This window comes from Roseibium sp. RKSG952 (assembly GCF_009711355.1).
Window position 1 is genome coordinate 1 of the sequence record NZ_SMMF01000858.1, and the last position, 18707, is coordinate 18707.

Below are 18707 nucleotides of genomic sequence, written 5' to 3' on the forward strand. Positions count from 1 at the left end.
GCGGAACGCGCCGCTACGCGGTCAAAGACCTTTGACAATCAATTCCTTATGGCATCATCGCTACTTCTGTGACGTAAGGCAATATTATGCATGTTTTCGTAAACTTTAATATTCAGAGGCCTTAAAGAGGGGCGTTTGAGGCGCGGTCAGCTTCCGGCGCGTATTGCGCGCAAAGGCCAACTCTGACTTTCGATCACGAAAGACGGCAGGCAATTCCAATAAAAAAGGCCGCATCCCTGCGGCCTTTTTCTTGTCTGTCAAATACTGCGTCACACGAAGCGGAACACTGCAATTCCGTAGACAATGGCAATGCCGAGCGGCGCCCAGAGGGGCGTTCCCATCAGTCCCAGCCAGGCCAGGAAGATGAAGGCACTGCCGAGCAGCCAGATGAACAGGCGGTCGCCGCGTGTGGTGTCGAGGCCGAGGACCCCGCGCCGCGGCCCGCCACCGGGAGAGAAATACTCCCAGACACCCATCGACGTGATGCACAGGGCAACGAAGACGAAGAATGCGGCCGTCGGCAAAGTCCAGGCCATCCAGGAAAGACCCATGAGACGTCTCCTTTATCAGACCCGGCCGAGGGCAAAGCCCCGGGCGATGTAGTTGCGGACGAAGTAGATCACGATGGCACCCGGAATGATGGTCAGCGTCCCGGCCGCGGCCAGAAGACCAAGCTCGTAGCCGGAGCTGCTTGCCGTTCGCGTCATCACGGCTGCAATCGGCTTGGCATCGACCGAGGTCAGGGTCTTGGCCAGAAGCAGTTCCACCCATGAGAACATGAAGCAGAAGAACGCGGCCACACCGATCCCGGCGGCAATCGTCGGGATGAAAATCTTCACGAAGAACCGCGGGAAGGAATAGCCATCCACATAAGCGGTTTCGTCAAGCTCTTTCGGAACCCCCGACATGAAGCCTTCCAGGATCCAGACGGCGAGCGGAATGTTGAACAGGGTGTGCGCCAGCGCGACCGCCCAGTAGGTGTCAAACAGGCCGACAGCCGAATAGAGCTGGAAGAACGGCAGGGCGAAGACTGCCGGAGGCGCCATGCGGTTTGTCAGCAGCCAGAAGAACAGGTGCTTGTCGCCCAGGAACCGGTAGCGCGAGAACGCGTAGGCGGCCGGCAGGGCAACTGCCACGGACAACACCGTGTTGATCGACACATAGGCGAGCGAATTCACATAACCCATGTACCAAGTCGGATCGGTGAAGATCGTGATGTAGTTTTCCAGCGTGAATTCCCGCGGCCACAAGGTGAACTCGCCGAGGATCTCGTTGGTGGTCTTGAACGACATGTTCACCAGCCAATAGATCGGCAGCAGCAGGAAGGTAATGTAAACGACTGGAACGAAGCGGCTCATGTTTTTCATCATTTTGCCTCGTTGCGCATCATGACGGTGTAGAAGATCCAGCTCATCAGAAGGATGATCAGGAAGTAGATCAGGGACATGGCCGCAGCCGGTCCGAGGTCGAACTGCCCAAGGGCAATCTTCACAAGGTCAATGGACAGAAGGGTCGTGGAGTTGCCGGGCCCGCCGCCGGTCAGAACAAACGGCTCGGTGTAGATCATGAAGCTGTCCATGAAGCGCAACAGGATTGCGATCGTCAGAACACTCTTCATCTTCGGCAACTGGATGTAGCGGAAAATCGCGAGTGGCTTGGCACCGTCGATCTTGGCTGCCTGATAATAGGCATCAGGGATCGAGACCAGACCGGCATAGGCAAGCAGCACCACCAGCGAGGTCCAGTGCCAGACATCCATCAGGATCATGGTGAACCAGGCATCGCCGACCTGACGGGTGAAGTTGTAGTCGAACCCGATGGCGTTCAGCGTCCGGCCCAGAAGACCGATATCCGGCAGGGCGAAGATGTTCCACATCGCACCGACCACGTTCCACGGGATCAGCAGCGGCAGAGCCATCAGGATGAGGCAGACGGGAACCCACGGGCCCTTTTTCGGCATTGTCAGCGCGATCAGGACACCCAGCGGGATCTCGATCAGAAGAATCGAGAAGGTGAACAGCATCTGGCGGCCGAGAGCTGCGTGGAAGCGCTCGGAAAGCAGAACCTGCTCGAACCACATGACACCGGCCCAGAAGAACGTGTTGTCACCAAACGTTTCCTGCACCGAATAGTTCACCACGGTCATCAGCGGAATGAGCGCGTTGAAAGCGACCAGCGCGAGAACCGGAATGACAAAGAACCAGGCTTTCTGGTTTTCGATCTTGTTCATGATGAGTGTCCCCCGCGGACCAGCCAACCGTCGCGATAGACCTGTGTATGGTCCGTCTTGAAGGCCAGGTTTGCGTGTTTTTCAGGGATTGCGACGCCTTCGGGAACGAGCAGCTTGATGCTCTGGTCGCCCCGGCGGGTGTCGACGATCTGGAACCGTCCGGCATCGGACACCTTGGCGATCTCGACCGGCACGCCCGCATCCGTTTCGGAAAAGCTCACGAATTCCGGCCGAACGCCGATTTCAACGCCATTTCCGTCCTTGCAGGACGCAGCGTTCCAGCTGTCAACTTCGATACCGTCATAAAACGCCTTGCCGCCCTTCACTTCACACGGCAGCACGTTCATGCCCGGCGATCCGATGAAGTGTCCGACAAACGTGTGTTCGGGACGTTCGAACAATTCGACCGGCGTACCAATCTGCACGACCTGGCCCGCATTCATCACCACAACCTTGTCGGCGAAGGTCAGCGCCTCGGTCTGGTCGTGGGTCACGTAGATCATGGTGGTGCGGACCCGCTGGTGCAGTTCCTTCAGCTTGGACCGCAGCTGCCATTTCAGATGCGGGTCGATCACGGTCAGCGGTTCGTCGAACATGATGACATTGACATCGGTACGGACCAGTCCGCGGCCGAGCGAGATCTTCTGCTTGCCGTCCGCCGTCAGACCGGAAGCCCGGTTGTCCAGCGTCGAAGTCAGGTCGATCATCTCCGCGATTTCACGGACCCGCTTGTCGACTTCCGCCTCGGCCACGCCGCGGTTGCGCAGCGGGAAGGCCAGATTGTCGTAAACGGTCATGGTGTCGTAGACGACCGGGAACTGGAACACCTGCGCGATATGGCGCTGGTCCGGTGCCAGCTTGGTAACATCGTCGGCATCGAACAGGATCTGACCATGGCTCGGGGTCAGAAGGCCTGAAATGATGTTCAAGAGGGTGGTCTTGCCGCAACCGGAGGGGCCGAGCAGCGCGTAGGCACCGCCGTCTTCCCATTCGACATCCAGTTGTTGCAGGGCGTAATCCGTCGGCTTGGACGGATTGGCCTTGTAGCTGTGGCGCAAGCCCTTCAGCGTGATTTTTGCCATGCCGGCTTCTCCAAATTCCTGCCGCGGTTACCCGGCGACCAGTTTGCCGGATTCGTCGAAATAGAATGCCTGTGAAACATCGGCATAAAGCTTTTCGACTTCCCCGACTTCCACCGGATGCACCCCATGCGCCTGGGACACCCAGGTCCGGCGGCCCAAGGTAAAGTGGGCGACACTTTCCGACCCGCTGATTTCGGTCACGAGCACTTCGCCGCTGACCTCGATCGGCTGGCCACCGGCCTTGACCGGCGTGACGTGATGCGGGCGCAGCCCCATCGTGTAATGACCATCCGGCAACCCCGCCGCAGCCCCTTCGGCGGTCCATTCACCGCCACCTGCAAGCTTGATCATCTTGCCGGACTTGGTGATGTCGCCATGGTTGATCGGCGGTTCGGAGAAGACTTCCGCGCTGATCAGATCCTTGGGCTTGCGGTAAATCTCGCTGGTTGGACCGAACTGCGTGACCCGGCCTTGATGCAGGGTCGCGGTGTGGCCACCGAACAGCAACGCCTCGACCGGTTCGGTCGTGGCATAGACCACAACACAGTTCCGGTCGCGGAACAGACGCGGAAGTTCGTCGCGCAGTTCCTCGCGCAGCTTGAAGTCCAGGTTGGCCAGCGGCTCGTCGAGGAGAACAAGGTCTGCATCCTTGACGAGGGCACGGGCCATCGCGGTGCGCTGCTGCTGGCCGCCGGACAATTCGGACGGGCGCCGGTCGAGCATGCCCGAAAGCTTCATCAGCTCGGACATTTCGCCAACGCGTTTCTTGATTTCCGCCTCATTGACGCCTGCGACCCGCAAGGGGGAGGCAATATTGTCGAAGACGGAGAAATTCGGATAGTTGATGAACTGCTGGTAGACCATCGACACGTTGCGCTTCTGCACGGGTGTCTTGGTGACATTCTTGCCGTTGAACCGCAGTTCACCGGTCGTCAGCTTGTCGAGGCCTGCCATCATCTGCATGAGCGTGGTCTTGCCCGACAGCGTGGTGCCGAGGAGGATGTTCAGCCCGCCCGGTTCCAGCTTGAGGTCTGTCGGATAAATATGCTGCTCCGCACCGACCCGCTTGGAGACGTTGATCAATTCAAGAGACATGAGCTTTTCGCATTTCTTGGCACTCGGAACCGTATTCCGGAAGCCTCATCCAGAGGCTCCCGGGGCAACGGATATTATTGCCCCGGGAGTGCTGAGTGCGTCGGGAGGACGCTTAGTTGTCCGACCAGCGTGCGATCAGGTCTTCATACTTGACCGTCACACCCTGCGGCTTTTCGTTTTCCAGCTTGGCTTTTGCGCCGCCCTTGCCGAGCCACTCGGACGGATCCTTCGGCTCGTTCAGACGCGGGCCACAGCCGCCGTAAGTGTCGTTGCGCTCGTCCGCACGCTGCATGCGCGACATCACGATGTCCATCTCTTCGGCGAGACGGTCCATGGCTTCCTGCGGCGTGAAGGCACCGGAGTTCACGTCACCAATCTGCTGCCACCAGATCTGGGCCAGCTTCGGGTAGTCCGGAACGTTGATGCCGGTCGGGGTCCACATGACCCGGTCCGGAGAGCGGTAGAACTCGACCAGACCACCGAGGTCAGGAGCGCGTTCGGTGAAGCTCTCGTGACGAACGGTACTGTCACGGATGAAGGTCAGACCCACGTGGCTCTTCTTGACGTCAACCGTCTTGGAAGTGACGAACTGGGCGTAGAGCCATGCAGCCTTCGCACGATCGGTCGGCGTGGACTTCAGGATCGTCCAGGAACCGGCATCCTGATAGCCGAGCTTCTGGCCTTCTTCCCAGTACGGGCCCTTCGGAGACGGGGCCATCCGCCACAGCGGCTTGCCTGCATCGTCAACCGTGTTGTTGCCGTCGCTCTTCGGTGCCACCATGGATGCGGTGAACGCGGTGTACCAGAAGATCTGCTGGGCAACGTTGCCCTGGCTCAGAGCCGGCAGGGACTGGTAGAAGTCATAGTCTGCAGCGCCCGGAGGTGCATACTGACGCAGCCATTCGTCCCACTTGCGGATTGCGTAGACAGCTGCCGGGCCGTTTGTAGCGCCACCACGGGAGACCGATGCACCGACCGGGTTACAGGAACCCTCGTCCATGCGTATGCCCCACTCGTCGATCGGGCGGCCGTTCGGAAGACCTTTTGAGCCGGCACCGGCCATGGAAAGCCATGCATCGGTCATACGCCAGCCGAGATCCGGAGCGCGCTTGCCGTAGTCCATGTGACCGTAAACGCGGACGCCGTCGATTTCCTTCACTTCGTTGGTGAAGAAGTCGGCGATGTCTTCATAGGCCGACCAGTTGACCGGAACACCGAGATCGTAGCCGTATTTCGCCTTGAACTGCTCCTGCAGGTCCGGACGATCGAACCAGTCCTTGCGGAACCAGTAAAGGTTCGCGAACTGCTGGTCGGGCAGCTGATACAGCGCACCATCCGGGCCAGTGGTGAAGGAAGCACCGATGAAGTCCTGGATATCCAGGGCCGGGTTGGTGATATCCTTGGCTTCGCCATCCATCCAGTCGGACAGGTTCACCGCCTGCTGAAGGCGTGAGTGCGTGCCGATCAGGTCGGAGTCGTTGATGTAGGCATCGTAAAGGTTACGATTGGTCTGCAGCTGCGTCTGGACAGCCTGCACCACTTCCCCTTCCCCGAGGAGCTGGTGGTTGACCTTGATGCCGGTGATTTCCTCGAATGCCTTGGCAAGCGTCTTGGATTCATACTCGTGCGTCGGAATGGTCTCGGACAACACGTTGATTTCCATGCCGCGGAACGGTTCGGATGCATTCACGAACCACTGCATTTCCTGCATCTGCTCTTCTTTGGAGAGCGTGGACGGCTGGAATTCGTTTTCAATCCACATTTGAGCTTCTTCCATGCCGGCCTGAGCCGCACCGGAATAAGCCAAGACGGCCGCGGCGGCGACCGCGGACAAGAATCTCTGCTTCATTAGGTCCTCCCTAAGTATTCCCGCTTTTACGGGTAAAACGAATATCAGGCGAAACAAAATGAAGGTCAATGGAAAATTGGACTTGCGTTTCGGGGATTGGCCTGCGCGTAGGTGCCCTGTTTATGGCCAGAAGCGGAAAAAGTCCTTTTCCTTCAAGCGCCCAGAACATCACCGGCGATCATTCGACGCCGAATCCGGCTGTCACAGGATCGTCAAAATTTGTGCATTTTCCGGCATCATCAAAAAGACTGAGTGTGCCCGATACCGAAACGACGCGCGCCGAGAAGCCGTTCTCACTTACAACCCCGGTTATGGGATCATTGCACCGGTAAACGTCTCGCGCCACCTCGAAATGAAGATTTCGCGCTTGCCCCGGTCAAGTGCCACAAGCAGGGCGGGGCGTAACTCGATGAGCCGCAAAGCGGTTTCACCGCCAGACGGCAGTTCGAGACTGCCCTCCCCGTCTTCTCCGAACCGGACATTGAGATGCGCTTCGTCAAGCGCCCGTTGCCCGTCCGCCGACAGGAGAAAATCCAGGAATTGCCGGGCCCCGGCCACAGACTTAGCGGTTTTCGGGATCATTGCGGCGCGGGACAGGACCAAAGTGTAATCTTCAGGAGCAATCACACCGATACGAGGGTCGTTTTGCGCCCGAAGCATCGCATAGGACCCAAGCACATTGTAGGCGACAAGATAGGTTCCTTCGGCCACGCCGGTGATGATCTCCGACGAGCAGCAGGTGGCAACGCCGCCGGTTCGTGCAAGCGATTCGAGCAGGGCCCCGAACGTGGTCGCTTCCTGCGCATCCATGAAGGCAAACAGATATCCGAGACCGGACGTCTCGATATCGTAAGTCGCAACCTTTCCCGCATAGCGGCTGTCGAAGGGCCTCAACAGATCGATGATCTCGAATCGGGAACGCGGCACTTCCTCGAGGGGCACCAGATCGCGGTTATAGACGATCACGGCCGGTTCCCGCGTCACGCCATAGAGTTCATCACGCCAGTTCAACGCTTCGGGAACGCGGGCCGTCTCCGCCGAAACATGAGGCTGCGCGCAGGCGTCATTGACGAGCCGGACCATTTGCTGAACGGCAGAGCTGATGATCAAGTCGGCAAAGAACGCACCACTCAAACATGCCTCCTCCATTGCGTCGTATAGCCGGTTCGAACCCCATTGCATGTAGTCGATGGACATCTGCGGATTGGACTTGCGGAAAGCCTCGATGACAGGCTCGAAAACGGCAATGTCGGTGGTGCTGGCAATCGTAAGCGTCTCCGGTGCCGTCCCGGGTCCGTACTGCGCAACGGCTTCCTGCGCCGACACGGCATCCGGCATGCCGATTGGCATGGCTGCGCTTAAAGAAAATACCAAGGCCACAACTGGAGAACTGACGCGCAAGCCCGCCGTTTTCTTCTTCGGCAAGGACAACCGGATTGCGGCAAAACACTCCCCGGTCTCCGATTGCTCGAACGAAAACCGTCCTCCATGCGCCCGGACAACAGAAGCCACAATCGACAATCCGATCCCGGCCCCTGTCCGGCGGGTCGAGCCGCCCGATTGAAACCGGCTTCCCAGCGCCGTCCGGACACTCTCGTCCGGTCCCGGCCCGGCATCCACCACCGCAAGCAGCGCCTCTCCGGCATCTTCCGACACCACAAGCCTGACGGGGGCACGGCCATAGGTGACGGCATTGTTCAAAAGGTTCTTGGCCGCCTCGATCAGGGACAGGCGGTCACCGAGGACCAGAACCGGATCTTCTGCCAGGTCGGCGCGAACATCAATGTCCCGGTCAAGGGCCTCATGGTCGGACTGGTCGATCACCTCGACCGCAATCATTCTCAGGTCAATGACTTCCATCGGAGCCGCATCGGCACGATGGGTGATCATCGCGTGGTTCAGAAGCTGATCCAGCAGACGGCTGAGACCGACAGACCGCTTGTGGATGCGTGAGACGATTTCATTGCGGCGCGATTCGTCCGGTTCGTCCGCTGCCAGTTCCGCCTGGGACCGCAGAGCTGCAACAGGTGTGCGAAGCTGATGGGCAGCATCGCCGATCAGGGTGCGCATGATCGACAATTGCCGCTCGATCCGCTGCATGAAGCCGTTCAGGGCCGAGAGCATGACAACGGTTTCGCGAGGTCCGGTGAGATCAAGCGGGGTCAGGTCCTTCGGATCGCGCGCCTGAAGCACATCGCCGATCCTTTGCAAGGGGCGGAGCGCGGAGCGCACAACGAACACCGCCAGAACCACCATGATCAGCCCCGCGAGCAGGATCGCCAGCACCGCGCTTTGCATGATCTCGTAGGCAAGGGCGTTTCTTGCACGTTTTGTCTGTCCGACAATGACATTGATTTCTCCGGAAAACCGGCGTTCGGCAAATCTCTTTCCGATTGCGACGTAGCGCGCAGGCTCGCCAGCAAATCCGGCATCATAGAACTGCGGACCGGCGGTAGAACCGTGTGGCGGCAACGGCGCGGTCTCGTACCCGGTGTAGGTTTGCCCGTCCGGACCGGCGACCCGGTAGGAGATGCGGTCGTCCGGTGCCAGAGCGAGGAGCTGAAAGGCCGACAACGGTGTGTCGACGACGACCCGCCCGCCACGCACCGTGATCGCCGAGGCAATGTCGTTTGCTGCTCCAACCAGCAGCCGGTCGAAGGTTTCCCGCGCCGCCTGCTGGCCATAGGTCCAGGCTGCAAGCATCACCAGCACGCCCCCGGCCGCCAGAACAATGCCCATCGCGATCCCGACGCGGGTGCTCAGGGAAAAGGCCCGGGTTCCGCTGCCCGCCGTACCAGCCTGCCTAACCATCATTCACCAGTTGATAGCCGAGGCCGCGGAGCGTGCGAATGGATACGCCACTGCCCGCAATCTTCTTGCGGACCCGCCCGACATAGATTTCGATGGCATTCAGCCCGACGTCACTTTCGTCAAACGAGAACATCTGATCGAAGATCCGCTCCTTGGCAATCACCCTGCCCCGGTTCGACATCAAAACCCGCATCAACGCCAGTTCCCGGCGGGTCAGGTCAATCACGACCCCGTTCATGTGCAGGCTGTTGCCCGCGATATCGAAGGTCAGCGGACCAAAGGCGATCGCCCGTGTCTTTTCCCCCTTGTCGCGCCGGACCAATGCCCGGACACGCGCCTCGAGTTCCCGCAGGTCGAAGGGTTTGACGAGATAGTCATCCGCGCCGTCGTCAAGCGCCTCGATGCGGGTCTCGATGCCGAACTCGGCCGTCAGCATCAAGACCGGTGTCCGGTGTCCGTTGCCGCGAATGCCGCGCAAAAGCTCCGTTCCGGAACCGTCGGGCATGTTGATGTCGAGAACAATCATGTCATAGGTCTGAACCTCGAGAAATCCGCGCGCCGCGTTCAGTGTCCCGGCGCAATCGACGGCAGTCCCGCTTCGCGCAAACCGTGCCGCAATCGCTTCGGCGACGTCCTCCGTATCTTCAACCAGCAACAGGCGCAACGGCCGGATCCTCCCTCGTGCAATGCTCCCGGATACAGCGTCCGGCGGACAATGATAAGGCAACTTGACACCAACTGACAGGCTCGTGACAGCAAAGCTGGCTAGCCTCCGCAGATCCTGTCCGGCCGGAAGCCCGGACGGGGAACAGTCAAGTGGAGGAAACCATGGCTTTCGCTTTTGCCCGCCGCAGCCTTGCGGCATTCGCGGTCCTGTGCGGCGCTTACAGCGCCCAGGCTGCCGATTTCACCCCGGAAAATCCGGAATGTATTGCCCCCGCCAACCCGGGCGGCGGCTGGGACTTCACATGCCGTCAGGTCGGCAAGACACTGCAGGATCTCAAGCTGATCCCGTCGACCATGCAGGTGACCAACATGGCTGGTGGCGGCGGCGGCGTGGCCTTCGCCTATGTCACCAGCAAGCGCGACAGCGACAATGACCTGATCGTGGCCGCCTCCTCGGCAACCGCGACCCGCTTGGCGCAAGGGGCCTATCCGGGCAACACCGCCGATCAGGTGCGCTGGATCGGCGCGATCGGCGCGGACTACGGTGTGATTGCCGTCGCTGCCGACAGCAAGATCGACACGCTGCCGCAGCTTCTTGACGAGATCAAGAAGGATCCGCGTTCGGTCGCCGTCGGCGGAGGCTCTGCGGTCGGTGGCTGGGATCACCTGAAAGTCCTGATGACCGCCAAGACCTTCGGCATCAAGAACGTCCGCGAAGTCAAGTATATCGCCTTTGATGGCGGCGGTGAGGCGGTCACGCAGCTGCTCGCAGGTTCGATCCAGGCCTTTTCCGGTGACATTTCCGAAGCCAAGGGCTTTGTCGACAGCGGCGACATCAAGATCATCGCGGTCCTGTCTCCCGAACCCCTGTCCGGCGAATTTGCCAAATTCCCGACCGCCATCCAGCAAGGCATCGATGTGGTCGGCGCGAACTGGCGCGGGTTCTATGGTCCCGGCAAGATGAGCGAAGAGGCCTATGACTACTGGGTGAACGACATCGCCAAGATGTACGCGACCGACGAATGGAAAAACGTCATGGCCCAGAACGGCCTGGAACCGCTCGACCTGACCGGTGCCGCCTTCCAGGAATTCGTCGAGAACTCGATTGCCGAGATCACCACGATTTCCAAGGAAATCGGCATCACCAAGTAATCGGCAGCAATGCACCGGCACGCCTGTGGCGTGCCGGTTTTTCAAATGGCTTCGCATCAACGAAAGCCTTGAACAAACATGGAGAGGAGGACCCACATGAGCGACCGCGTATTCGGCGGTGTCGGCCTTGTGCTCGCACTTTTCTATATCTGGCAGGCCACCCTGATTCAGGAGAGCTTTCTGTCGGACGAGGTTGGCCCGAAAGCCTTTCCGATCATCATCGGAACCGTGCTCGGCCTGTCCTCGATCTACTGTCTCGTGAAACCGGATCCGGCTCCCCATTGGCCCAGTTTCGGCCGGCTGGCTGAGATCTTCTTCGCCGTCCTGGTGATGATCGCCTATGCGCAAGCCTTGCCCCAGGCCGGCTTCCTGATCGCCACCGCCGTGGCCTCGGCATATCTGACATGGCGCCTTGGCACCAGCCCGGTTTCCTCGATTGTCGCAGGTGTTCTGACCTCCGCCGGCATCTATCTCATTTTCCGCGTGATCCTGGGCCTGTCGCTGGCCCGCGGTCCCTTCGGCTTCTAAGGGAGGACCTTCATGGACGTTCTGGCCTCTCTCGGCGACGGCTTTCTGATCGCACTGACCTGGCAAAACCTGCTTCTTGCGCTGCTCGGCTGTCTGCTTGGCACCATCATGGGCGCCCTGCCCGGCCTTGGACCTTCCAACGGCGTTGCGATCCTGATTCCGCTGGCCTTTTCTCTCGGTCTCGGCCCGACACCGGCGCTGATCCTGCTCACCTCGGTCTATTACGGGGCCATGTATGGCGGGCGGATTTCGTCGATCCTGCTGAACATTCCGGGTGACGAACCCGCCCTCATGACCACGCTCGACGGCTACCCCATGGCCAAACAGGGCCGTGCCGGTGAAGCACTTGCCCTGTCGGGCGTTGCCTCCTTCGTCGGCGCGTTTCTGGCCACCTGGGGTCTGGTCTTTCTGGCGCCACAGCTGGTCAAGATCGCGCTTCTGTTCGGTCCGGCCGAATATTTCGCCCTGTTCGCGCTTGCCTTTGCGACCCTTGGCGGAATTTCCTCGACCAACCAGGCAAAGTCGGCCTTTGCCGCCGCCCTCGGGCTCGGGCTCGCCACCATCGGCATCGACGGCCAGACCGGTGTGCCACGCTTTACCTTCGGCGAAGTCCACCTTTATGACGGCATCGATTTCCTGATCGCCATTGTCGGCCTGTTTGCCTTGTCGGAAGTGTTCATCTTTCTGGAAAACCGGCATTCGGGCGGTGCGGACGAAAGCAAGGTCAAGGTTGGCCGGATCACGCCGCCCCTGAGCATGCTGAAATACTGCACGCCGACCATGTTGCGGACCAGTGTGCTGGGCTTTATCGCCGGTGTTCTGCCCGGAGCAGGCGCTTCGCTCGGCTCGTTCATTTCCTATTCCATGGAAAAGCGCATGGTCGACAAGGAGGGCACCTTCGGCAAGGGCGACCCGCGCGGGGTGGCTGCCCCCGAGGCCGGCAACAATGCGGCTGCCGGTGGCGCGCTGGTGCCAATGCTGGCGCTTGGCGTCCCGGGATCGGGTACGACCGCGGTCCTGCTCGCCGTGCTTCTGGCGCTCAACATCACCCCCGGCCCGCTGCTTTTCACCCAGAACCCGGATGTGGTCTGGGGCCTGATCGCAGCACTCTTCATCGGCAACATCATGCTTCTCCTGATGAACATCCCGATGGTCGGCCTGTTCACCCGGTTGCTGCTGATCCCGTCCCGGATCCTGATGCCGATCGTGGCGATGATTTCCTTTGTCGGGATCTACGGCATTTCCGGCTCGACCTTCGACCTGATGGTGATGGTCGGCTTCGGGGTGCTCGGCTGGGTGCTGCGCAAGCTTGATGTTCCGCTGGTCCCGGTGATCCTCGGCACATTGCTCGGTAATGCCATGGAAGCCAACCTGCGCCGCGCGGTCACGATCTCCAACGGCGACTGGTGGGTGCTTGTCGGCTCTCCGCTTTCAATCACCCTGTGGTCCATCGCGATTATCGGTTTCGTGCTTCCGATTGTTTTCGGCAAGCGGCTGAAAAAGCGCATGCACATGGCCAAGGAAGAGGAAAGCTCCTTCGTCGACTGATCCTCCCACCTGATCCAGTCGACACCTGAAGCGGCCCGGTCCCAACACGGGCCGCTTCTTTTTCTGATAAGTTATACAAACCGCCTGAAAGATAACTTTTGGGCGTGTCACAAGGGACTGAGTGTCAAGGGCGCGGCATGCGCCGATTAGGGCTACTTGATCCCGGCACGCATGAAGCTCTGGACGAACTGGCGCTGGAACAACAGGAACGCGATCAGGAGCGGACCGGAGGTCATCAGCGTGGCCGCATTAATGACCGACCACTCGATGCCGCTGTCGATTGCCGAAAAGATGCTCAGCCCCACGGTCACCGGGCGGGTGTCGACCGAATTGGTCACAATCAGCGGCCAGAGGAAATTGTTCCAGTGGTGGCTGACCGACACCAGCCCGTAGGCAAGATAGGTCGGTTTGGCGAGCGGGATATAGACCCGCCACAACACGCCCAGAAACGAAGCCCCTTCAATGCGCGCGGCCTCGTCCAGTTCCTTCGGAATGGTCATGAAGGTCTGACGCAACAGGAAGATGCCGAACCCGGAGGCGATGTATGGCAGGGCAATCGCCGGGATCGTGTCGACAAGACCGAGCAGGCGCATGGTCTGGTAGTTCTCCACCATCAGGATGTCCGGCATCACCAGCAGCTGAAGGAGCACCAGCGCAAACAGGATGTTCCGGCCGGGGAAGGTAAAGCGCGCGAAGGCATAGGCGGCGAGCGTGCACAGGATGAATTGCCCGATCAGGATCATCGTCACCAGAATGACCGTGTTGAGAAAATAGCGGGCAAAGGGCGCCGCCTCCCAGGCCTTGACGAAGTTGTCAGCCGTCAACGGGGCGAACAGATCGAACCGGGCCTCATAGGCAGCCGGATGGATAGCGGTCCAGATTGCATAGGCAAGCGGCAGAAACCACAAGAGGGCAAGAGCCCAGGCTGCAAGAGTGTTGAGCGCCTGGTCGAAACGCGGGCCTGAAGCGGTCATTTGTAATGCACCTTGCGGTCAAAGAAGAAGAACTGGCCAATCGCCAGCAGCGACAATAGCACCAGCAGGGCCACGGTCAGCGTTGCCCCATAGGCCGTTTCCCAGAACCGGAACGCCACTTCGTAAATGTAGAACAGCAGCAGGGCCGACGCGTTGTCCGGTCCGCCATCGGTCAGGATGAAGATGTGGTCGACCAGCCGGAACGAGTTGATCACCGCATTGACCGACACGAACAGGGTCGTCGGCATCAGCAGCGGGAATGTCACGCGCCAGAAGACGGTCCAGCGCCCTGCCCCCTCGATCTGCGCAGCCTCCCTGAGCGACAATGGAATCGCCTGCAGGGCCGCCAGGTAGAAGATCATGAAAAACCCGGCTTCCTTCCAGACGGTCACGACGATGATGGCATTGAGCGCCGTGTCGGGATCGCCGAGATAGTTGGAGGCCGGCCAGCCGAACAGGAACCCCGTGATCTGGTCGAACAGTCCGAAACCGGGTGTGTAGAAGAACATCCAGATATTGGCGACGGCAATCAGCGGCAAGACGGTCGGCGTGAAATACGCCATGCGCACGAAACTGCGTCCCGCCAGTTTTTCATTGACCCAAAGCGCCATGACAATCGCCAGACCGATCGAGACCGGGATCGTGCCCAGCGCGAACCACAGATTGTTCCAGAGCACCTTCCAGAACACCGGGTCGGCGATCATGCGGTCATAGTTTTCAAGCCCGAGAAACTTCGCGGGTCTGCGCCCGCGCGGGGTCGAATAGAAGCTGTTGATCAGCGTGGTGATGGCCGGGATGTGGGTAAAGGCGAACAGGAACACCATCGCCGGCATCAGCAAGAGCCAGCCATGAATCCATTCCCTTTTGTGCCCCAGTGATCGCATCATGTCCGGTTGCTTCTTTCATTGGTCTTTTGCGGGAGCCGAGTTCCAAATTCTGCAGGACCTGCCCGGTTGCAGCAGCATCCCGGCCAGGCGCAGCGCTGAGCCGGGATGACGCCTTCGTGGCACGGAAGGTTCAAGGCGGGGACAGGCATGGTGCCCGCCCTGCTCTTGCCGCGATCAGCGGTAGTCCGCGAGGATTGCTTCGGCCTGAGCCTGTGCGTCCTTCAGAGCCTCTTCCGGGGTCTTCTTGCCGGTGATGGCTGCTGCAAGCGCATCGTTGAAGATGCCGGTGATGCGCTGGTTCTGGTAGGTGGACAGCTCCGCCTTGGCATATTGCAGCTGGTCACGGGCCACGAGCACCGGCGGGAAGCTTTCCGCATAGGCCTTCATGGTTTCGGTGTCCCAGGTGGCCGGGCGCGGTGCGACATAGCCGGTGGCCATAGTCCACTTGGCAGACTGTTCCGGTGCGGTGATCCACTTGACGAAGTCGACGGCTGCCTTTGCCTGTTCGTCGCTGGTGCCCTTGAACAGGTAGAAGTTGCCGCCGCCGGTCGGTGCGCCGCGCTCCTTCTTCTTCGGCAGCATGGCAACGCCGAACTCGAACGGTGCATTGTCACGCACGTTGGTCAGGTTGCCGGTGGACGTCCACATCATCGCGGTCTGGCCTTCGAAGAACGCCTTCGGGGTCGCGCCCCATTCGATGATGCCCGGCGCCATCACCTTGTCCTTGGTGCTCAGGTCAACGAGATACTGCAGCGCCTCGACCACTTTCGGGTCGTCGAAATAGGTCTGGTTGCCTTCCGCATTGGCGAGGATCGCGCCGTTTTCGATAGCAAGACCCTGGAACAGCCAATAGGGGAAACCGGAAGACGGGATGCGCACCCCCCATTGGGAAACCTTGCCGCTGGCGTCGATCTTGGTCAGCTTCTTGCCGAAGGAAACCATTTCGTCCCAAGTTGCAGGCGCCACGTCCGGATCAAGACCGGCTTCCTTGAAGGCTTCCTTGTTCCAGTAAAGAACAGGTGTGGAGCGCTGGAACGGGATGCCGTAGGTCTTGCCGCCGGTCTGGCTGTTTTCCATGAACGCGGGGTAGAAACCGTTCAGCCATTCCTTGTCTTCCCCGGTGGTGAGGTAGTCGTCGAACGGCACGATCAGGTCTTCGTCGATCAGGGTGAACATGTCGACCGACAGGATCACGGACAGCTGGGGCGGGTTGCCGCCGCGCGACGCGGTGATCGCCTTGGCAACCGTGTCCTGATAGGACCCGGCATAGACGGCGTCGATATTCACATCCGGGTTCTGCTTTTCATATGCCGCCGTCAGCTCCTGAATCGTGTCGGCAGCCTTGCCGCCAACGGCGACAGGGAAATAGAATTGCAGATCGACAGCCTGGGCAGAGGCCCAGGTGCTGAGCGAAAGGGCCGTTGCAGCAACGGCCTTGAGCAATGTGGACTTCAACATTTATGACTTCCTCGGTTTGAGCCCCCCGCTCGCACACGGGGTGTGCTGCGCCCTCTTCCCGGCACAGTGGGTCAGGCCTGCAGATGCACGCCAATTTCGTGGGTCAGGTCATCCCGGCGGCGCCCGGAACGCTTGTCGAATATGTGCAAGTCCGGCGTGTCGAACCCGAATGCGGCGGTTTCCCCCGGCGTCAGGCTGGCCGCAGCCGGAAGACGGACCTGAAACGGCGTGCCGCCGGATATGCAATCGGCCAGCAAATCAGCGCCGAGAAACTCGACCGCGCGGACATGTCCCGCAAGAGGACCATCTTTTTTCAGCGTCAATGCTTCCGGGCGAATGCCGAGACTGAGGTCCTGCCCGCCCTGGAACCCCTCGAATATCAAGGCCGGAAACAGGTTCATCGGCGGCGTGCCGATAAAGCGCGCCGCAAACGGCGTTTCCGGCCGTTCGTAAAGCACACGCGGGGCGGCAGCCTGTTCCAGCTTGCCCTTGTTCAGAAGCACCACCTGATCGGCCATGGTGATGGCTTCCACCTGATCGTGGGTGACATAGACCATGGTGAAGCCGAGCTGTTGCTGCAGCGCGCGGATCTCCAGCCGCATTTCATGGCGCAGCTTGGCGTCGAGGTTCGACAGCGGCTCGTCCATCAGGCAGACCGGCTTTTGCGCAATGATCGCCCGGCCAAGCGCCACGCGTTGCTGCTGGCCGCCGGAAAGCTGGGCGGGCTTCCGGTCCAGCAGGGCCGAAAGCCCCAACAGGTCGGCCACCTGTTTCAGCTTGCCGTCGCGCTCGGCTTTCGGCATCCGCCTCACCTTGAGGCCGAAGACGATGTTTTCGGCGACCGACAGATGCGGGAACAGGGCGTAGGACTGGAACACCATCGACAGGTCCCGGTCGGCGCAGCCCTTGCGGGTGACATCCTCATGGCCGATCCGGATCGTGCCCCGGTCGGTGGTCTCCAGTCCCGCGATCATGCGCAAGGTGGTCGACTTGCCGCAGCCCGACGGCCCGAGCAGGGCCGTGAAGCTGCCGGCCGGAATATCGATCGACAGACGGTCGACCGCGGTCGTGCTTCCCCAGATCTTGGTGACCTGATCAAGATGTATGGCCTTGCCGGCCGCGGCCCGGGCAATTGTCGCGTCCATGATCACGCCTCGTTCCCTGCGATGAACACTTGCGTCGATGTTCCAGCCAGATGCGCGGCGATGCCGTCAGGCACGGGGGCATCGGTGAAAATCGCATGCACGTCGGTCAACTGGCCGCCCCGGACATGCGCCGTACGCCCGAACTTGGTATGATCCAGAACCAGAAAGGACTGGCGGCAATTGGCAAGGATCGACTGGCGGGCCGCCACCTCGTCCTCGTGGAAATCGAGCAGGGTTCCGTCCTCATCGACCCCGGCCACACCGAAGATGCCGATATCGACCTTGTAGCGGTTGAAGAACTCCGTCGTGTTAATCCCGAGAATGTCCCTGTCGCCGTGGCGCAGACGGCCGCCGGCGATGGTCACCTGAAACGAGGCATTTCCCGAGGCGGTGAAGGCGACGTTCAGGTTGTTGGTGAAGACCGCAAGGTTCTCGTGCCCCATCAGGGCCTGCATCACGATTTCAGGCGTGGTGCCGATGGAAAAGGCCAGCGACTGGCCATTGGTCACCTCCCGGGCTGCAAGACCGGCGATCCGCTTTTTTTCGGCCAGATTAAGGATCTGACGGGTGCTGTAGTGAATGTTGGCAGCAGGAGCCGGAGGCTCGACCCCGCCATGTGTCCGGCGCAGAATTCCAAGTTCGCACAAGCCGTTGACATCCCGGCGGATGGTTTGCGTCGTGACACCAAAGCGCTCTGCCAGATCCTCGACCGACGCAAAGCCGGCCTTTTGAACCAGATCCGCAATTTCGGCCTGCCGTTTCGAGATGTCGACATTTCCAAGCATATGGTCTCCCCGCATCCACCGGCCCGTCAGCAAGGTGTCCCGGGTCCGGGAGCATCACCTCGCCAGATCCGGTCTGCCGATGTCGCTTACGTGCTAATTTGTTCAGATGAACGTATATTGACGTTCATATGAACCTGATGTGACAGGGAGTGCGTTATTTTGAGGCGCACCCGCATGGACATGGGGGAAGCTCCGCCGGACGCGAGGCTGCCCCCACCGGAATTCAGGGAAAATTCAAAGCCTGCTGCGGCTTACAAAACGATTGCGTTACCTGATTCAAGGCCATCACAGATGTCATGACGCCGTACGGGTTTGTTCGCAATGGACGCGGAACACTCCGATTCGCGGTCCAAGACCTTTGACCATCAACCGGTATGACAAACTGCCCGGGAAAGACTTCTGCATAGTGAAGCCAATCGCAACATCTATAATACCGCCTTACGTCATAGAAGTGCCGATGACGCCAAAAGGGATTGATTGTCAAGGGCGCGGAACGC

16 protein-coding genes are annotated in these 18707 nt (G+C 60.2%); 3 read left to right on the top strand and 13 right to left on the bottom strand.

Annotated elements, in window-relative coordinates; all coding sequences use genetic code 11:
• Positions 1 to 269 precede the first annotated feature (269 nt).
• The 8 genes from E1297_RS10985 to E1297_RS11020 form a co-directional block, all read right to left on the bottom strand.
• Entirely contained in the window at positions 270 to 551 is a 282-nt protein-coding gene (locus tag E1297_RS10985) for a DUF2160 domain-containing protein (protein ID WP_155137956.1), read from the bottom strand.
• 15 nt (positions 552 to 566) lie between these two features.
• Entirely contained in the window at positions 567 to 1358 is a 792-nt protein-coding gene (locus E1297_RS10990; RefSeq protein ID WP_155137958.1) for a carbohydrate ABC transporter permease, read from the bottom strand.
• An 8-nt stretch (positions 1359 to 1366) separates the two neighbouring features.
• Positions 1367 to 2230: a carbohydrate ABC transporter permease gene (locus E1297_RS10995; protein WP_155137960.1), complete on the bottom strand. Its 864-nt coding sequence runs from the start codon at positions 2228 to 2230 to the stop codon at positions 1367 to 1369.
• Positions 2227 to 3312: an ABC transporter ATP-binding protein gene (locus E1297_RS11000; protein ID WP_155137962.1), complete on the bottom strand. Its 1086-nt coding sequence runs from the start codon at positions 3310 to 3312 to the stop codon at positions 2227 to 2229. The genes E1297_RS10995 and E1297_RS11000 overlap by 4 nt, the downstream gene beginning before the upstream one ends.
• A 27-nt stretch (positions 3313 to 3339) precedes the next feature.
• Positions 3340 to 4407: an ABC transporter ATP-binding protein gene (locus E1297_RS11005; RefSeq protein WP_155137964.1), complete on the bottom strand. Its 1068-nt coding sequence runs from the start codon at positions 4405 to 4407 to the stop codon at positions 3340 to 3342.
• 112 nt (positions 4408 to 4519) lie between these two features.
• Positions 4520 to 6256, bottom strand: coding sequence for an ABC transporter substrate-binding protein (locus E1297_RS11010; protein ID WP_155137966.1), 1737 nt, complete (start codon positions 6254 to 6256; stop codon positions 4520 to 4522).
• A 309-nt stretch (positions 6257 to 6565) separates the two neighbouring features.
• Complete coding sequence (locus tag E1297_RS50275) at positions 6566 to 9070, bottom strand: extracellular solute-binding protein (protein ID WP_155137968.1); 2505 nt, start codon at positions 9068 to 9070, stop codon at positions 6566 to 6568.
• On the bottom strand, positions 9060 to 9731 hold the full coding sequence (locus tag E1297_RS11020) for a response regulator transcription factor (RefSeq protein ID WP_155137970.1): 672 nt from the start codon (positions 9729 to 9731) through the stop codon (positions 9060 to 9062). Before E1297_RS11020 ends, E1297_RS50275 begins: the two co-directional genes overlap by 11 nt.
• Positions 9732 to 9895: 164 nt before the next feature.
• Here E1297_RS11020 and E1297_RS11025 point away from each other — a divergent pair, with 164 nt between their 5' ends.
• The 3 genes from E1297_RS11025 (at position 9896) to E1297_RS11035 (ending at position 12961) form a co-directional block, all read left to right on the top strand.
• Positions 9896 to 10885: a tripartite tricarboxylate transporter substrate binding protein gene (locus tag E1297_RS11025; RefSeq protein ID WP_155137972.1), complete on the top strand. Its 990-nt coding sequence runs from the start codon at positions 9896 to 9898 to the stop codon at positions 10883 to 10885.
• Positions 10886 to 10981: 96 nt separating this feature from the next.
• Positions 10982 to 11413 carry a tripartite tricarboxylate transporter TctB family protein gene (locus E1297_RS11030; RefSeq protein WP_155137974.1) on the top strand — a complete coding sequence of 144 codons (432 nt, stop codon included), beginning with the start codon at positions 10982 to 10984 and terminating at the stop codon, positions 11411 to 11413.
• Between the two features lie 12 nt (positions 11414 to 11425).
• Positions 11426 to 12961, top strand: coding sequence for a tripartite tricarboxylate transporter permease (locus E1297_RS11035; protein ID WP_155137976.1), 1536 nt, complete (start codon positions 11426 to 11428; stop codon positions 12959 to 12961).
• Positions 12962 to 13113: 152 nt separating this feature from the next.
• Here the strand turns inward: E1297_RS11035 and E1297_RS11040 are convergent, their stop codons facing one another.
• The 5 genes from E1297_RS11040 to E1297_RS11060 all read right to left on the bottom strand — a co-directional run bounded on the left by E1297_RS11040 (position 13114) and on the right by E1297_RS11060 (position 18210).
• Entirely contained in the window at positions 13114 to 13935 is an 822-nt protein-coding gene (locus tag E1297_RS11040) for a carbohydrate ABC transporter permease (RefSeq protein WP_155137978.1), read from the bottom strand.
• On the bottom strand, positions 13932 to 14819 hold the full coding sequence (locus tag E1297_RS11045; RefSeq protein ID WP_244327722.1) for a carbohydrate ABC transporter permease: 888 nt from the start codon (positions 14817 to 14819) through the stop codon (positions 13932 to 13934). Before E1297_RS11045 ends, E1297_RS11040 begins: the two co-directional genes overlap by 4 nt.
• A gap of 177 nt (positions 14820 to 14996) precedes the next feature.
• On the bottom strand, positions 14997 to 16280 hold the full coding sequence (locus tag E1297_RS11050) for an ABC transporter substrate-binding protein (RefSeq protein ID WP_196223275.1): 1284 nt from the start codon (positions 16278 to 16280) through the stop codon (positions 14997 to 14999).
• A gap of 71 nt (positions 16281 to 16351) precedes the next feature.
• Positions 16352 to 17425 carry an ABC transporter ATP-binding protein gene (locus E1297_RS11055; protein WP_155137982.1) on the bottom strand — a complete coding sequence of 358 codons (1074 nt, stop codon included), beginning with the start codon at positions 17423 to 17425 and terminating at the stop codon, positions 16352 to 16354.
• A 2-nt stretch (positions 17426 to 17427) separates the two neighbouring features.
• Positions 17428 to 18210 (bottom strand): DeoR/GlpR family DNA-binding transcription regulator, encoded by a 783-nt coding sequence (locus E1297_RS11060; protein WP_155137984.1) that lies wholly within the window; start codon positions 18208 to 18210, stop codon positions 17428 to 17430.
• Between the last annotated feature and the right edge of the window lie 497 nt (positions 18211 to 18707).

Excerpts from the sequence above, each read along its gene's own strand:
- E1297_RS10985 (WP_155137956.1), bottom strand. The coding sequence starts at position 551 with ATGGGTCTTTCCTGGATGGCCTGGACTTTGCCGACGGCCGCATTCTTC.
- E1297_RS10990 (WP_155137958.1), bottom strand. The coding sequence starts at position 1,358 with ATGAGCCGCTTCGTTCCAGTCGTTTACATTACCTTCCTGCTGCTGCCG.
- E1297_RS10995 (WP_155137960.1), bottom strand. The coding sequence starts at position 2,230 with ATGAACAAGATCGAAAACCAGAAAGCCTGGTTCTTTGTCATTCCGGTT.
- E1297_RS11000 (WP_155137962.1), bottom strand. The coding sequence starts at position 3,312 with ATGGCAAAAATCACGCTGAAGGGCTTGCGCCACAGCTACAAGGCCAAT.
- E1297_RS11005 (WP_155137964.1), bottom strand. The coding sequence starts at position 4,407 with ATGTCTCTTGAATTGATCAACGTCTCCAAGCGGGTCGGTGCGGAGCAG.
- E1297_RS11010 (WP_155137966.1), bottom strand. The coding sequence starts at position 6,256 with ATGAAGCAGAGATTCTTGTCCGCGGTCGCCGCCGCGGCCGTCTTGGCT.
- E1297_RS50275 (WP_155137968.1), bottom strand. The coding sequence starts at position 9,070 with ATGATGGTTAGGCAGGCTGGTACGGCGGGCAGCGGAACCCGGGCCTTT.
- E1297_RS11025 (WP_155137972.1), top strand. The coding sequence starts at position 9,896 with ATGGCTTTCGCTTTTGCCCGCCGCAGCCTTGCGGCATTCGCGGTCCTG.
- E1297_RS11030 (WP_155137974.1), top strand. The coding sequence starts at position 10,982 with ATGAGCGACCGCGTATTCGGCGGTGTCGGCCTTGTGCTCGCACTTTTC.
- E1297_RS11035 (WP_155137976.1), top strand. The coding sequence starts at position 11,426 with ATGGACGTTCTGGCCTCTCTCGGCGACGGCTTTCTGATCGCACTGACC.
- E1297_RS11040 (WP_155137978.1), bottom strand. The coding sequence starts at position 13,935 with ATGACCGCTTCAGGCCCGCGTTTCGACCAGGCGCTCAACACTCTTGCA.
- E1297_RS11045 (WP_244327722.1), bottom strand. The coding sequence starts at position 14,819 with ATGCGATCACTGGGGCACAAAAGGGAATGGATTCATGGCTGGCTCTTG.
- E1297_RS11050 (WP_196223275.1), bottom strand. The coding sequence starts at position 16,280 with ATGTTGAAGTCCACATTGCTCAAGGCCGTTGCTGCAACGGCCCTTTCG.
- E1297_RS11055 (WP_155137982.1), bottom strand. The coding sequence starts at position 17,425 with ATGGACGCGACAATTGCCCGGGCCGCGGCCGGCAAGGCCATACATCTT.
- E1297_RS11060 (WP_155137984.1), bottom strand. The coding sequence starts at position 18,210 with ATGCTTGGAAATGTCGACATCTCGAAACGGCAGGCCGAAATTGCGGAT.